Origin of the sequence: Marinobacter metalliresistant (assembly GCF_038098645.1) — a bacterium.
Classification (GTDB): domain Bacteria; phylum Pseudomonadota; class Gammaproteobacteria; order Pseudomonadales; family Oleiphilaceae; genus Marinobacter; species Marinobacter metalliresistant.
This window is the reverse complement of record NZ_CP101118.1, coordinates 1,917,579-1,932,230: the sequence shown is the minus strand read 5'-3', so window position 1 is coordinate 1,932,230 and position 14,652 is coordinate 1,917,579. Positions and strand designations below refer to the sequence as shown.

Below are 14,652 nucleotides of genomic sequence, written 5' to 3'. Positions count from 1 at the left end.
GAAGACAATGATGAAGTACACATCTCAACAGGTTGCAAAACCCTATTTTATTTTTGCGCTGGTACTGTTTGCCGCGCAAATTGCCTTTGGCCTTTTGATGGGCATCCAGTATATCAATGGCGATATCGGATTCCCTGCCATCCCCTTTAATGTCGCGCGGATGGTCCACGTAAACCTCTTGATCATCTGGATACTCTTCGGGTTCATGGGGGCCAGTTACTACCTGGTTCCAGAGGAGTCTGAAACCGAGTTGTTCAGCCCTAGGCTGGCCAGAATTACCTTCTGGATTTTTGCTGTGGCCAGTGTTGTAACAGTGCTCGGATACCTCCTCGTCCCCTATGCGGAACTGGCAAGAATCACCAAGAATCATCTGTGGCCAACCATGGGCCGGGAATTCCTGGAACAGCCCACTATCACCAAGATTGGTATTGTGATTGTCTGCCTGTCTTTTGTCTTCAATATCGGAATGACCATTCTTAAAGGACGGAAGACCGTTATAAACATGGTTCTGATCACCGGTCTGGTCGGGCTGGCGGTTTTCTACCTGTTCTCGTTTTACAACCCGGCCAACCTGACGCTCGACAAGTATTTCTGGTGGTTCGTGGTGCACCTTTGGGTGGAAGGTGTGTGGGAATTGATCCTTGGTGCGATTCTGGCCTTTGTACTGATCAAGGTCACCGGCGTCGATCGTGAATACATTGAAAAGTGGCTGTACCTGATCATCGCCATGGCCCTGATCTCCGGATTAATCGGGATGGGCCATCACTACTTCTGGATTGGCGCGCCCGAGTACTGGCTGTGGATGGGTTCGGTATTCTCCGCACTGGAGCCGGTACCTTTCTTCATGATGGTGCTGTTTGCTTTCAAGGTGGTCAAAGAGCGTCGCCGCACGCACCAAAACCAGGTTGCCGTAACCTGGGCTCTGGGCTGCTCGGTGATGGCCTTCCTTGGCGCTGGAGTCTGGGGCTTCCTTCATACTCTGGCTCCGGTCAACTACTACACCCACGGTACGCAGTTAACCGCAGCCCATGGCCACCTGGCGTTCTTTGGTGCCTATGCGATGATCGTGATGTGTATTATTTCCTATGCCATGCCAATCCTCCGGGGCCGCCCTCAGGGAAATCCGCTGGCTGCCCAGAAAGTGGAGAAGTTCGGCTTCTGGGCCATGTCTATCAGCATGGTTGGTATTACCCTGGCGCTGACAGTCGCCGGCGCCTGGCAGGTCGCTCTGCAACGGATACCAGAGTCAGGCGATGCACTCAGCTTCATGGCCACACAAGGCGAACTGATGGGATTTTATTGGGTTCGTCTTGGCTTCGGTGTCATGTTCGCCTTGGGATTGGCCGCCTACTTCGCCAGCTTTTTCGTTGGCCGCGAAGTCGCTCGCGCTGAGGCCGGGGCGGCCCTGCCGCAAACTTCATAGTGACATAATCAGGTAAACGGTTGGCTGCCTCTGCCTGCGACCCGGTTTTTTGGGCGGGTTCGGGCGAGGGGTGGCCCACATACCCGGGGAGCAACTATGGAAGAATTTATCGGCAAGGTCTGGGATCGCTGGGTTACCCGGCAGGTGACCTCTGATTTTACCAGCGCATCGGTCAATCTCGCGGATCTGCAGGCAGAGCTTACGCTCTACTATCGGGCGCTGGGCGGCGCACCGGGCAAAACCCTGGAGCCTGCCGATACCCGAAAGGTCCGGCTCAGGCGAACAGGCATGCAGCGTGTCGCCGGCAGCCATCAGCGTTTTGCACTGCCTTGGCAGGATGACCGCAGTGTGCGTTTGCCGTCGTCACTGGCGGTATTTTCGTCCGCCCGGCTCAATACATCGCTCTATTACTGGCTGGTGGCGGTGGCCGCCCACTTGCCACAGGTACGCGACTGGTTTCGGGACAATCAGCAGGCCGTCCTGGCATTGACATCGTCTTATCCCGGCCTCAACAGGCAGTATAAGGAGCTTGTGGCCGAACTGATGGCATTGAGACCGTCAATTGAGAATCTTCCCGAGGATCTCCGGCGCCAGGAACTGGCGGTTGCCCAAGCATTGCGAAATCCGGGGCTTCGGGCTGATCTGCCATCATCGGCATTTGACTGCTTTCCAGTCTGGCTATGGTTGTACCCCACACCGCCGACCCTGTTCAGCGTACCGGTCAGCACGGCCGGATCCGGGCCGGAATCTGAAGCGGGAGAACGCTCGTCCGAACAACAAACCCTGCAGCAACGCAAACAGGCGCAGCGAATCGATGATGAGCATGAAACGGATGGCTTGCTGGTGTTTCTGCCCGACAGCCTCATGAGCTGGACCGAACAGATCAATCTTGATCGCTGTCAGGATGATGACAGCGATGATGATTTCGAGCAGATCGCCAATGACATCGACCTGATTACGGTTTCACGCCAGCGCAAAGCCAATGCGGCAAAGGTGAAGTTTGATCTGGATCTGCCAGCAGCGGAAAACGACGAACTGTGCCTGGGACCGGGAATCCGCTTACCGGAGTGGCACTACAAACAAGGGCGTTTACGGCTCGATGCCTGCCTCTTGCAACCGCTTCTGGCGGATGAAGCAGAGCCGGTCATGTTACCGGCACATCTCCGGCAGACCAGTGAGGAGGTCAAGCAGAAGTTTTCCCTGCTGGGACTACGGCGCACCCGGCTTCGGGGCCAGCCGGACGGCCAGGACCTCGACCTTGATGCCTGGCTTGATGACTTCAGCAGACCGCTCAGGGATACCGCCAGACAGAATTTTTTTCTCGATCAGCGCCAGACCCATCGTGATTTCTGCTGCCTGATCCTGGCGGACCTGTCCCTGTCGACCGAAGGTTACGTCAATGACGACTGCCAGGTGATTGATGTAATCCGCGACAGTCTGATGGTGCTGGCCGAAGGCCTGAACCAGACACGGGATGAGTTCGCTATCTATGGCTTCTCCTCCGTGCGCAACAGTCATGTCCGCTATCAGCTAATGAAGAACTTTGGTGAGCCGTACAGTGATCGGGTCCGTGGCCGTATTGCCCGAATCAAACCAGGTTTCTATACCCGTATGGGGGCCGCAATCCGGCAGTCCACCCGGATCCTGGAGATGCAGCCCCAGGCTCACCGTGTCCTGTTGTTGGTCAGTGACGGCAAGCCCAACGACCTGGATCAATACGAAGGGCGTTACGGGATTGAAGACACCCGACAGGCGATTATTGAAGCCCAACAACTGGGGATAACACCCTACTGCGTTACGGTGGATGAGCAGGGCAATGATTACCTGCCCTACCTATTTGGCCGCGATGGTTTTGCCGTAGTCAATGATCCCACCCAGCTCCCGAAAGTATTGCCCCGGATTTACCTGAACGTATCAACGCACTGATTTTGAGGTGGTCATGAATAGCCATAGTTATTACCAGGTTCAGAATGATGAATGTGAAATATTTCAATATGCGGTTCAGCATCGTTTGCCAGTGCTGATCAAAGGCCCGACAGGTTGCGGCAAGACACGCTTTGTTGAACATATGGCAGAACAGCTGGAACGCCCTCTTTATACCGTCTCCTGTCACGATGATCTGACCGCTGCGGATCTGTTGGGGCGACACCTCATTGGCCCCGAGGGAACCTATTGGCAGGACGGCCCGCTAACCCGGGCTGCTCGTGAGGGCGGGATCTGTTATCTCGATGAAATTATCGAGGCTCGCAAGGATACAACGGTTGCTTTGCATTCGCTGTCGGACCACCGGCGAACCGTTCACCTTGAACGCACCGGCGAAACCCTGACCGCTCATGACGACTTTATGCTAGTGGTCTCCTACAACCCTTCTTACCAGAATATGGTCAAGGGCCTGAAACCCAGCACCCGGCAACGGTTTGTTGCCATGAGTTTTGATTATCCGGAGCCCTCGGTTGAAGCTTCGATCATTGCCCATGAAGCAGGTATTGATGAGGCCACTGCCGGGCAACTCGTAAAACTGGCGACGGATATTCGCCGGCTGACTGATATCGATCTCACGGCAGCTGTCTCAACCCGCTTACTGATCTACGCCGGAAAGATGCTCAAAAGTGGCTGTCCCGCCCGAAAGGCCTGCCTGTATTGCTTGATCGAGCCACTGACGGATGAACCGACAACTCAGCAACCGCTGCTGAGGTTGGTCGACGCACACTTTTGACGGTTGGCAGAATGACGACATTTGAGCTTTTCAGATCAACCGGCCCTGATGTTGCCCGGACAAAGAGCCACACGCCGGGAAGTATCGCCGTATGGATTTTCATTTATGCGGAGCTGACGGAATTCGCTTTTTTCTTTCTCGCATTTCTGGTTGCCAAGTTTTACTTTCCAGAGGAATTCCGTGAAGGCCCCATACAGCTGAACACCCTGGCTGGCTTTCTTAATACCCTTGTGTTGCTCACGAGCAGCTTTTGTGTTGCCCGGGCGGTTCAGGCAATCAAACGGGGCGCACAACGCCAGACCGTGATTTGGTTACTTTGCACGGTCGGTGCCGGCGTGACCTATTGTCTGGTCAAGGCATGGGAATACCAGTGGAATGAAGCAAGAGGCATCACAGCCCGTACCAACTATTTTTTCGCTACTTATTACTATCTGATGTTCAATCACTTCCTTCATGTTGTCATCGGCACCTGTACCATCCTCGGCACCGCTGTATTGGCCGCCCTGGGTCATTATACCGTCGACTCTCACGACGGCCTGGAAGGGGCCGCCAGCTACTGGCACATGATTGATCTGGTCTGGATTCTCATTTTTCCCTTAATCTACGTCCTGAGATAAGTTCATGCTGCAAACACCACAGAACTACGACGCAGGAAGGAAGAAGTTGGACAGGACAAATCTGGTATGGCTGGGACTGGTCGGACTGACGCTACTTAGTGTTTTGGTTGGCGAGTCCGGCCCCCCTTCTGTCATGGCAACCTTTTTCATCTGCCTGATTGTTCTTCTTAAGGGACGTTGGATCATACGGGACTTTATGGGCCTGCGGCACGCTGCGCCGCTCACTCGCTGGATTATAACGGGTTATTTCTTTGTCATGACATCACTGGTCGGAATTTTCGTGGGCTACCTGCAATTCACAGCCACACAATAACTGCACCGATGATTGCGGGAACCACTATGACATAGCTGAGCAGGAGCCGGCGCCAGACAACTGGTGCGGTATTCAGACCCATAAAAATGTCGACAATACTCCGACCCTTGATGATCACGGCCAAAACGACGAACAGGATCATCATGGCCGGGTTCTCTACCCATTCGGAGACGGCCAGCGATAGAAGTGTCAGGGAGATGAGGATCAGCCAGGAATTGGTTGCCTTGATAGTCAGTGCACTCATTCAGCCACTCCGATGAATTCAACTCTAGTGGATTACGTAAATGATGGGGAAAAGTATGATCCAGACCAGGTCAACCATGTGCCAATATGAGGCTCCGGATTCGAAACCTGAATGTTCCCCCGTTGCATAAGCGCCCTGACGGGTGCGGTGGAGCATGTAACCCAGAATTACCATACCCAGGACAACGTGCATCAGGTGGAAAAACGTTATGAAAAAATAGAGTGTGTAGAACGTATTGGTCGACAGATCGTATCCGGCCTGGATCAGTTGCGAGTACTCCGAGAATTTTGTGATCAGATAGAACGTTGCTGCCATTAGCGCCGCCGCCAGAAACAGGCTACAGCGGGATTCATTTCCCTGCCGCAACCGGATTCCCGCCAGAGCGACAAAATAGCTGCTGGTAATCAGTGCCAGTGTACATATCAGGCCAGCCACTGGATGAAGCGAGGATTTCCCAGTCCCGAACATGGCGGGATAAAGGTTTTGCATGGTCGCGAAACTGATGAAGAAGATAGCAAATACGGTTAATTCCATGAGGATAAATAACCACATCGCAAAATCGCCCGGCAGTTCTTCGCTGACCGGCTCTCTGGTGACATTCGTCAGTAAGTGCTCGTGTACCATTTTGACAACCCGGCTAAGGACCTCAAATATTTCAGTGTTACAAACCAAAAGGGCTTTTCTCGCAGATGTATAAGCATTTTGTGTGCCACTGATTAAGTTGTTGTTAATTAGCCAAAAAAACAAGAGTTTTCGTTTCTCATGCCGGTGCCGTTGTTCTTTGGACACGGTTTTCCTGGTAACTGATGTCATCGCGACACTGTTCGCCAGGACGGAGCGGTTTTTGTGTCCTTATTGCCTCGGTTTTAAAAGCCGAAGGTTGTAATCCCAGTAGTTTTCCGATCTGGCTTAATATTTGCCTTAATGTTTGCTGGAGATCTCACAACGAACATTTCCAGGCAAAGCAACGGTCCATTCGGGTGAGGAAATAACGATGGTTTGCAAAAAACCGGAGCATATTAAAGACGGGGTCTGGGATCAGCACTTGAGGTGGCTGGATCTTATAAGTAATGAGTGTAAATCCAACCAACTAAAGCGGGGACGTGAAAAACGCAGAGAAGGGTCGAGAAGTCGGAACCCAGGTGACAAGAGTTGTTCTCATTTTCCCAGTGCATGAAAGAGTTGGTTCTTTACGTCGAAGACAGCAAGATAGACATTGTTTTTGATCCACCCTGGAGCTACGACAGCCTCGATGAGGAAGCTCGTCTGGAATTGGGGCTGATCTGAGCCGTTAATGGTGGCCAGCGTCGGCCCGGTAATAGTTGCCCTTCTGATATACAGCAAAGCCCGGGGCATTGTTTTGAACTAAACTGTCAGCTGTTGCCCTACTTTTGCAATCGGGAGCGCGTTAAAGGTGACAATGCCCTGGCAGAGCGAGACGGATGTCTTCGAGATCTTTCCCTGGAACCGTAACTTCGAGACGGGCCTGGAGGACATTGATGAGCAGCACCGGGTGCTGGTGAGTATTCTGAATCGTCTGGCGTGGCATTTTGCCTCAGGCAGTTCGGTTCTGGATGGTTTACACCTGCTTGATGAGCTTCTTGCCTATGCCTCCTACCATTTCAGATATGAGGAGGGCGTCTGGGAGAAAACTCTTGGCGGGACGGAGATGGCCCGGAATCACCACGACTCACACCAGATGTTTTTTGCCCGGATCCAGATGCTCCGGCAAAGCAAAGCGCCACAAGAAGATGTCCTGGCCGAGCTGTTTGATTATCTGACTCGCTGGCTTGCCTTTCACATCCTTGAATCAGACCGGCGCATGGCCCTGACTATAAAAGCCATGAAGGCAGGCAAGCCTTTGGAGGAGGCCCGAGAGCGGGTTGATTCTGAACTTAATGGTTCCGTATCCGTTCTTGTAACCGCATTGCTGGAGATTTACGGGAAACTCTCTGCCAGCACCATTCAACTGATGCGGGAAAAAATGGCCAGACACAAAGCTGAGGATGAGTTGCAGCGACTGCAGAGTGAGCGGTTGAACCGGGCTCTGGAGGACCAGGCAAGTGATCATCAGAAACAGGTGGAATTCCTGGCTTACGCAGACCCCCTTACCGGTTTGTGGAACCGTAATGGTATTACCCGGTTTATTCGGGAGCTGCTTGACCGTGGCGATCTGAAAAATGATTCCGCGGCGCTGGTTTCCATGGACCTGGACAACTTTCAAGAGATTAACGCGCGTTTCGGGGAAGAAACGGCCGACCGTATGCTGGGATTACTTGCCCGGCGCTGGCTGGATGCACTACCTCCCGATGCCGCTCTCGCCCGGATCGGTGGGGATGAGTTTGCCCTGCTTCTTCCGGATGCCAGTCAGGTGGAAATCAGGCTCCGTGCTCTGCAACTGACTGCTCGCCAGCCCTTCGATCTGGGAGGCGGCTCGGCGTTGGTGTCGTTTACTGCAGGAATTGTAGTGTTTCCTGATAATGAGCTTGGACATGTCGATGAAGATGCCGACATACTTCTGCGCCAGGCAGACCAGACGCTTTTCCGCGCCAAGCAGGAGCTCAAAGGAAACTGGCTGTTCCTGGATGTCGGGGAAAAGAAAGCGGACCGGTCCCGCCAGCGGCTTCTGTCGGACATCAGGAAGGGGCTTGAATACGGGCAGTTCAGGCTTTTATATCAGCCAAAAGTAAGCCTGAGGACCGGCGAGGTGAAAGGGGTTGAGGCGCTTATTCGCTGGCAGCATCCAGATATCGGTTTTCTATCCCCTGACGGTTTTTTGCCCGCGATTGAACACCATCCTTTGATGGTCGAGATAGGCGAGTGGGTTTTATTTGAAGCATTGACGCAGATGAGTATGTGGGACAGTCGGGGAATTCACATGAACATCAGTGTGAATGTGGCAGCAATCCAGTTGCAGGCACCGGGGTTCGCTGAGAGGCTCCGGGATATTCTGGGAAGGTTTCCCGATCTGGATCCCGCTCGCCTTGACCTGGAAATACTGGAATCGGCGACTCTGGGTGAGCTTGATAAAGTTGTGAGTATTATTGACGATTGCAGGCGACTGGGTGTCACTTTTTCACTGGATGACTTTGGTACCGGATATTCATCGCTTTCTTATCTCAAGCAGTTGCCCGTCCATGCCCTCAAGATAGACCGCGAATTCGTCAGTGGTGTGAACGATACTGAGGAGAATTATTCGATTTTGAGAGGGATCATCGGATTATCCCGGGTTTTTGGTAGAGAATTGATTGCAGAGGGCGTGGAAACCATAGAACAGGGTGAAATACTGCTAAGCCTGGGCTGTGAATTTGCCCAGGGCTACGCAATATCACCACCACTGGCCCGGGAAAAACTGGCGGACTGGCTTGCCGGCTGGAAGCCTTTTCCGCAATGGGCCGAAAGCCTGACGCTATCTCAATAGAAAACAGCCACAAAAGGACCCTGTTTTGTCAACGCGACTTACCGAATTCAGTCACGGAGCCGGCTGCGGCTGTAAAATTGCTCCGGATGTCCTGGACCGCATTCTTCACGCTACGACCCCCGATTATCACGACCCGCGACTTCTGGTCGGCAATGCCAGCCGGGATGATGCTGCCGTCTTGGATGTCGGTAATGGCCTGGGGATTATCAGTACCACGGATTTCTTTATGCCCGTGGTAGACGATGCCTATGATTTTGGCCGGATTGCGGCTGCAAACGCCATCAGTGATGTCTATGCCATGGGCGGAAAGCCATTGATGGCAATCGCGATACTGGGCTGGCCGGTAAACCAGTTGGCGCCGGAGATCGCCGCCCGGGTAATCGAAGGTGGGCAGGCGGTATGTGCGGACGCTGGAATCGCACTGGCCGGGGGGCACAGCATTGATTCGCCGGAACCGATCTTCGGGCTGGCCGTTACCGGTCAGGTGCCGGTGCATCGTGTTGTGCGTAACGATAGCGCCCGGCCCGGCGACCTGCTGTACCTTACCAAGCCACTTGGCGTGGGAATTTTGACCAGCGCGCTGAAAAAGCATCGGATTGACGAAGCCGATCTGGCGGTCGCCGTCGAAACCATGTGTACCCTTAATAAAGTGGGTGAGGTCTTCGCTTCCGTGGACGAGGTACATGCCATGACGGATGTTACCGGTTTTGGTCTTGCTGGCCACTTGCTGGAGGTCTGCCGTGGCAGTGGTGTTGGCGCTACCATTAACCGAAATTCAGTGCCGCAGATACCGAACCTCGCACGCTATATTGATTCGGACTGTATTCCCGGTGGCACCCATCGGAATGCTGCATCGTTGGGCGATGCCTTTGGGGGCCTGACAGAACTGGACAAGACGTTGTTGTTCGATCCCCAGACCAGTGGCGGCCTGCTGGTCTGTGTCGCCGAACGGGGCCGGGTCGGTTTTGAGAAAACGGCGAGGGAACACGGGCTGGCGCTCCATCCGTTCGGCCAGGTGCATGAGCGTGGCTCGGGGGAGTCGCTGGTTCGGGTTATTGACTGAATTTCCAGCCAATGTCAGGCCCTTCGAACACAAGCGCGTTGTGCAGTTGCACCAGATCGGCACCGGCACTGAGCCGGTCCAGATAGTTTTGGCGCGAACACACGCCGCCATTGGTCAGCAGAGCGGAACTTCCGTTGAGATGATGCTGGCAGGCTTCAATGGTCCGGCAGGTGCTCGCCTGAAGTTCAGGGTCCCGCCATTGGCGGTAATGGGCATCGGTGACTGGTTTTCCGAAGTCGAAGCTGATCAGGATGCCATCGACTTCCTGGCAAGCGAGGTAGGGAATGAGGTTGCAGGCCTCTTCATTCCCCGGCTTTACCCGGAGCTTGTAAACAACGGGGCAGAATTTTCGGGTTTGACTTTCCAGTGTCTGCAGAGCCTCCCGCAATCGGAGCAGATTGCGGTGAAGCTGCCGGAAGGGAACTGCCTGCTGAAGCCAGTCAGGAGCTATGGTCAGGTAGTCCGCCGTAAACCAGGCGCTCTCTATCAGATGAAGGAGTTGCGCGGTTTCCTGCTCCGGTGATACAGGGGCGGTTGCCGCCAGCCGAATCCCCAGCCGGGTATTGAGTATTGCTTCAGAGTGCTGGGCGGGTAGGCTTCGGGGCCAGTTTTCCTGGGTCCAGCTGCCCAGCTCAATAGCGCCAAATCCCAGGTTGCCGGCACTTCGACCCAGTTTTCCACATCGATCAAAACCCGCGGCAATCCCCAGGCGATTGGGAAATGACAACCCCATGCAGTTAATGGCAGTGGCGCCCTCCCTCAGGCGCTCCGATGCAAGCGGGAGATTGCTGGCCTGGTTGCAGGCCCTCAGGAAGGCCTGCTCCCGGGTAATGGTCGGTCTGGCAAGCAGGTTAGCCATGGCGCTGGCGGAAATGGGTCATGAAAGAGGCCAGAGCTGCGACTGCGGCATCCGGCTGGGCATTGTAGAGGCTGGCTCGAAGTCCTCCGGCGTGACTGTGCCCCGCCAGGTTCGCCAGCCCCATTGCGTCAGCCTCGCCAAGAAACCGCTGCTGCTGGTTTTCATCACGTGTGCCAAAACACACGTTCATGATGGAACGGTGCTCTGGTATTACCGGGCAGTAAAAGAAGTCGTCTTCGTCAATGATGCGATAAATTGTCTGGCTCTGGGCAATATTGTGGGAATGAAGAGTCTCGACCCCGCCTTGCTCCTCAATCCAGTCGAGCATCAGGTGAACCAGGTAAATGGCGAACATCAGGGGCGTATTGATGCGATTCTGGCGATCAATCAGTAACTGATAATTGAACACAGTCGGGGTTTCCGGTCGTGCCTGTCCCAGCAGATCCTCCCGTATAATGGCAATAACCAGGCCGGTGGGGCCCAGGTTTTTCTGGGTTCCCGCGTAAATCATGCCGTAACGTTCGATATCGACAGGGCGCGACAGGAACTCGGAGGTCATATCCGCGATCAGAGGGATATCGCCACAATCCGGGTCTCCGGGGAACTGGACACCATTTGCGGTCTCGTTGGGGGTTATGTGGCAATAGTGGATACTTTCATTCAGCGCCCATTCAGAAACGGCAGGCACACGGTCAAAACCACTGCCTCGGGTGCTGGCAACTACGTGGCTTCGGCCATACCGGCGTCCCTCCTCAAGTGCCCTTGCCGACCAATGGCCAGTTTCCACATAGCCGGCCATGGCCGTTGGCGGCAACAGGTTCAACGGAACCAGTGAGAATTGCGCCGATGCGCCGCCTTGCAGAAAAACCACCTGATAGCGGTCTGGCACTGCCAGGGCCGCCCTTACCTGGAGCCGGGTGGTGTCCAACAGGGCTTTGAATTCATCGCTGGTGAATGGCGCTTCCAGTAATGAGTAGCCCAGCCCCTGCCAATCGGCCAGGCTTGCCTGGGCCCGCGCCAGCACCTCTGGCGGCAAGGCGGCCGGCCCTGCGGCAAAGTTATAGACGCCTTCCTTGCGGCTCATCAGAACAGCGCCAGCCCGTGACTTCCGGCAGCCATAAAGAAAATCAGCGGGAAAGAGAGGATGGTGTTGGTTCGGGATGATAGAAATGTGATTCGTGAACAGTGGATCCGCTCTGTGGCCGGTGCCGGTACAAAACCCAGTACTTTCTTCTGATGGGGCCAGAGTACGAACCAGAGGTTCAGCACCATGATGATACCGATCCAGGCGCCGACTCCAATAACCGCATGGTGGCCCTGAAGCATCAGTACCTCAGCAAGAATGTCGCGATTCCAGAGCATGAGGGCGCCTGAGGCCAGAACTACCAGGGACGCGTACCGGAAAGTGCCGTGTTCCTGGTGCATGCGTCGGGTCAGATCGGATGATCGTGCGCCCCCCTCATCAGGATCAATGCGTAAGGGAATGAACCTTGGGGTCTTGACCACATTGGCGTAGTTATGGCCAACCCAGATCAACGCAAACACGATGTGGAGCCAGCGCAGGGCGATATCCATCAATGTCCAGGTCATGATAATCCCGCCTGAATATAGGCACCCGTTACCAGATAAAGCACAACGGTCAGGGCAATTCCCGTGGCGACTGTTCCCGCGAATGAATCGTGAGGTAACTTCATATCACACCTTCGTTGGTACCCAGCCCACATCGCGGGCAATAAGCTTTTTGTGGTCCTGCTTTGTTGCAAGTGCTCTGGTTACGGCTTCCTGGACGATGTGATGATGGGGTGATTTGCTGCAGGCTGGGTCTGCGTTGGCGGCATCGCCGGTCAGCAGCATGGCCTGGCAGCGACAACCACCGAAATCCAGCTCTCTTTCCGAGCAACTGTGACAGGGCTCTTTCATCCAATTGTCCCCCCGGTACAGGTTGAAACTCTCGGACTCGTGCCAGATCCAGTTGAGGTCATGATCGCGAACACCGGGAAAGTCGAGGCCGGGCAAGGAGCGCGCTTGTGAACAGGGCAGTACCACACCGTCCGGTGCGATGGTCAGGTGAATACTGCCCCAGCCATTCATGCATGCTTTGGGGCGGCCTTCGTAGTAGTCCGGTATAACAAAGAAAATGGTCATTTTGTCGCCGAGCTGCTTGCGGGCTTCGGCAACCTGGGCCTCTGCTGTCTCCAGCGCTTCTCGGGTGGGCATCAGTTGGTCCCGGTTCACCAGGGCCCAGTTGTAATACTGCACGTTAGCCAGTTCCAGATATTCAACGCCGATGTCGGCGGCCAGATCGATGATGTCCGGTACCTGGTGGATGTTAAGGCTGGATATCGGCATGTTAAGAACCATCGGAAAACCAAGGGCTTTGATCTCCCGGGCCATGTTGACTTTCTTTTCGTAGCAGTCGACACCCGCAAGCCAATGGGCCGTTTGTGGATCGCTCGACTGGAAACCGAGCTGGATATGGCGCAGACCGGCTTTTTTCAGGTTTTCCAGCCGCTTGCGGGTAAGGCCGATGCCGGATGTAATCAGATTGGTGTAATACCCCAGTTCGTTGGCTTCCGCCACCAGCTCTTCCAGATCCTTGCGGAGAGTGGGTTCGCCACCGGAGAAACCAATCTGCATGGCTCCCATCTTGCGGGCATCCTGAATCACGGTTTTCCATTCGGCGGTGGTCAGCTCATCCTGATGGTCATCGAGATCGGTCGGGTTGCTGCAAAATGCGCATTTGAGAGGGCACTTGTAGGTCAGTTCCAGAAGCAGCCACACGGGGTTGCCCTGGCCATCAAGATTGAGGTTGGATCCAGCCTTTGCCATGGCACACCTCCAGAAACTGGTGAACGCGGGGTTCGATGAATTCAGGTTGTTCGGAGAACAGTTTGGACAGTTGATGAACAATGTCGTCGACTGTGTTCGTTCCGTTACAGCGGGTCAGGATTTCGCCGGCCGTGGTGTTCAGCTTGACGATGCCTTCGGGGTACATCAGAACGTAGGCTTGCTGGGACTCTTCCCACCGGAACATGAATACCGGGGCGATGCGGAATCTGGACCGGCTGTTGTGATTGTTTGAATCAGCCACGGGTGCCTCACTGATGAAATGGTGCACATTCGGAAGCTGTTCCCGCAGCAGAGATTACTTACGGGAACAGAGTGGGACAGTTAGCGAACGTAAACGTAGGCTGTTACTTCAAAGCCCAATCTCAGGTCTTTGAAATCCGGGTCGGTCCACTTCATGGCAATCTCCAGTATATGTAATGAATGTTTATGGCCAGTGGTTTTTCTGGCTGCATTCACTTTAGGCTCCACGAAACAGATGGATAAATGGTACCTTTGGCCTAATTACCTGGCGCTTTGGTATTAATTATCCGGCTTCCTGGCGAAACAGCCAGGCGAGCCCGGAAAGCGTTAGTTCGGCCAGTTGTTATAGGTGTATTATTATTGATTGTTATCAAGAGAGGGCGGTGGCATTGCAGGGCTATTGTTGACTGAACAGAAACCGACGGATGGTGAAATTCCACTCCAGACTATCCAGCAGGTTTTTTAGCGCCAGCCCAAGCTCGGTGTCTCCTTCGATTATCAGGCGTCGCTGGAAAAACAGCTGGTCAGGATCTTGCCGACGCTCCGCCAGGGTTTTGAAGGCGGCTAATGAGCCCCGGATCGTCGCCTCGCCCGGACCATCGATCACTCGCAGACGGCCGGCCCAGAAGCCAATGGTGATGCCCGGTTGCCCGCCGCTCACTTCCAGCCGGATACGATGGCCTTCGAAGTCTTCAAATTCTCCGTCATTGATCGCTTGAGCAAACAGCCGATTGAGGGGCGCCTCGGCCGCCAACTGTTTGAGGGGCACCGGGATTCCGCGATCAATAGCGCCAAGCACCGGCGCGGGGGAGGGCAGGTATTCCCGGAGTACTGTCAGGGTCTGGTCAAGCAGTGGCAAGTGTGAGGGGAATGATGGCAACCTGGGCAGCAGCATGATCAGCTCCA

General features: G+C 54.6%; 17 protein-coding genes. 8 read left to right on the top strand and 9 right to left on the bottom strand.

The window, feature by feature from the left end:
• Nucleotides 1-10 precede the first annotated feature (10 nt).
• The 5 genes from NLK58_RS09105 (at nt 11) to NLK58_RS09085 (ending at nt 5,069) form a co-directional block, all read left to right on the top strand.
• Nucleotides 11-1,423: a cbb3-type cytochrome c oxidase subunit I gene (locus tag NLK58_RS09105; protein WP_341582789.1), complete on the top strand. Its 1,413-nt coding sequence runs from the start codon at nt 11-13 to the stop codon at nt 1,421-1,423.
• 96 nt (nt 1,424-1,519) lie between these two features.
• Nucleotides 1,520-3,349, top strand: a complete 1,830-nt coding sequence (locus NLK58_RS09100) for a nitric oxide reductase activation protein NorD (protein ID WP_341582576.1) — start codon at nt 1,520-1,522, stop codon at nt 3,347-3,349.
• Between the two features lie 13 nt (nt 3,350-3,362).
• Entirely contained in the window at nt 3,363-4,139 is a 777-nt protein-coding gene (locus tag NLK58_RS09095; protein WP_117618204.1) for a CbbQ/NirQ/NorQ/GpvN family protein, read from the top strand.
• 11 nt (nt 4,140-4,150) lie between these two features.
• Nucleotides 4,151-4,756 (top strand): cytochrome c oxidase subunit 3 family protein, encoded by a 606-nt coding sequence (locus tag NLK58_RS09090; protein WP_117618203.1) that lies wholly within the window; start codon nt 4,151-4,153, stop codon nt 4,754-4,756.
• Between the two features lie 4 nt (nt 4,757-4,760).
• Nucleotides 4,761-5,069: a cytochrome C oxidase subunit IV family protein gene (locus NLK58_RS09085; protein ID WP_117618202.1), complete on the top strand. Its 309-nt coding sequence runs from the start codon at nt 4,761-4,763 to the stop codon at nt 5,067-5,069.
• Here NLK58_RS09085 and NLK58_RS09080 read toward each other — a convergent pair.
• The gene (locus NLK58_RS09080) at nt 5,053-5,313 is read right to left on the bottom strand and encodes a cytochrome C oxidase subunit IV family protein (protein ID WP_117618201.1); all 261 of its coding nucleotides are present in this window, start codon (nt 5,311-5,313) and stop codon (nt 5,053-5,055) included. The two genes, NLK58_RS09085 and NLK58_RS09080, sit on opposite strands and share 17 nt — an antisense overlap.
• Nucleotides 5,314-5,337: 24 nt before the next feature.
• Nucleotides 5,338-6,102 carry a cytochrome c oxidase subunit 3 family protein gene (locus tag NLK58_RS09075; RefSeq protein WP_227539488.1) on the bottom strand — a complete coding sequence of 255 codons (765 nt, stop codon included), beginning with the start codon at nt 6,100-6,102 and terminating at the stop codon, nt 5,338-5,340.
• 363 nt (nt 6,103-6,465) lie between these two features.
• On the opposite strand from NLK58_RS09075, the gene NLK58_RS09070 reads away from it, so the two are divergent.
• From NLK58_RS09070 to selD, 3 genes are all read left to right on the top strand, one after another.
• A complete protein-coding gene (locus tag NLK58_RS09070) occupies nt 6,466-6,600 on the top strand; it encodes a hypothetical protein (RefSeq protein ID WP_341582572.1) in 135 nt (44 codons plus the stop codon).
• A gap of 133 nt (nt 6,601-6,733) precedes the next feature.
• On the top strand, nt 6,734-8,734 hold the full coding sequence (locus NLK58_RS09065) for an EAL domain-containing protein (RefSeq protein WP_341582788.1): 2,001 nt from the start codon (nt 6,734-6,736) through the stop codon (nt 8,732-8,734).
• A 25-nt stretch (nt 8,735-8,759) separates the two neighbouring features.
• Complete coding sequence (selD, locus tag NLK58_RS09060; RefSeq protein WP_341582570.1) at nt 8,760-9,797, top strand: selenide, water dikinase SelD; 1,038 nt, start codon at nt 8,760-8,762, stop codon at nt 9,795-9,797.
• On the opposite strand, the gene NLK58_RS09055 is transcribed toward selD, so the two are convergent.
• From NLK58_RS09055 to NLK58_RS09030, 7 genes are all read right to left on the bottom strand, one after another.
• The gene (locus tag NLK58_RS09055) at nt 9,787-10,656 is read right to left on the bottom strand and encodes a hypothetical protein (protein ID WP_341582569.1); all 870 of its coding nucleotides are present in this window, start codon (nt 10,654-10,656) and stop codon (nt 9,787-9,789) included. The two genes, selD and NLK58_RS09055, sit on opposite strands and share 11 nt — an antisense overlap.
• The gene (gene serC / locus NLK58_RS09050) at nt 10,649-11,740 is read right to left on the bottom strand and encodes a 3-phosphoserine/phosphohydroxythreonine transaminase (RefSeq protein WP_341582567.1); all 1,092 of its coding nucleotides are present in this window, start codon (nt 11,738-11,740) and stop codon (nt 10,649-10,651) included. Before serC ends, NLK58_RS09055 begins: the two co-directional genes overlap by 8 nt.
• Nucleotides 11,740-12,246 (bottom strand): urate hydroxylase PuuD, encoded by a 507-nt coding sequence (locus NLK58_RS09045; RefSeq protein ID WP_341582566.1) that lies wholly within the window; start codon nt 12,244-12,246, stop codon nt 11,740-11,742. Before NLK58_RS09045 ends, serC begins: the two co-directional genes overlap by 1 nt.
• 105 nt (nt 12,247-12,351) lie before the next feature.
• The gene (gene pqqE, locus NLK58_RS09040; RefSeq protein WP_341582564.1) at nt 12,352-13,485 is read right to left on the bottom strand and encodes a pyrroloquinoline quinone biosynthesis protein PqqE; all 1,134 of its coding nucleotides are present in this window, start codon (nt 13,483-13,485) and stop codon (nt 12,352-12,354) included.
• A complete protein-coding gene (gene pqqD / locus NLK58_RS09035; RefSeq protein WP_117620329.1) occupies nt 13,454-13,690 on the bottom strand; it encodes a pyrroloquinoline quinone biosynthesis peptide chaperone PqqD in 237 nt (78 codons plus the stop codon). The genes pqqE and pqqD overlap by 32 nt, the downstream gene beginning before the upstream one ends.
• Nucleotides 13,691-13,827: 137 nt before the next feature.
• A complete protein-coding gene (gene pqqA, locus NLK58_RS20610) occupies nt 13,828-13,902 on the bottom strand; it encodes a pyrroloquinoline quinone precursor peptide PqqA (RefSeq protein WP_099617646.1) in 75 nt (24 codons plus the stop codon).
• Nucleotides 13,903-14,143: 241 nt separating this feature from the next.
• Complete coding sequence (locus NLK58_RS09030) at nt 14,144-14,641, bottom strand: SCP2 domain-containing protein (protein WP_117620328.1); 498 nt, start codon at nt 14,639-14,641, stop codon at nt 14,144-14,146.
• Nucleotides 14,642-14,652: the final 11 nt, after the last annotated feature.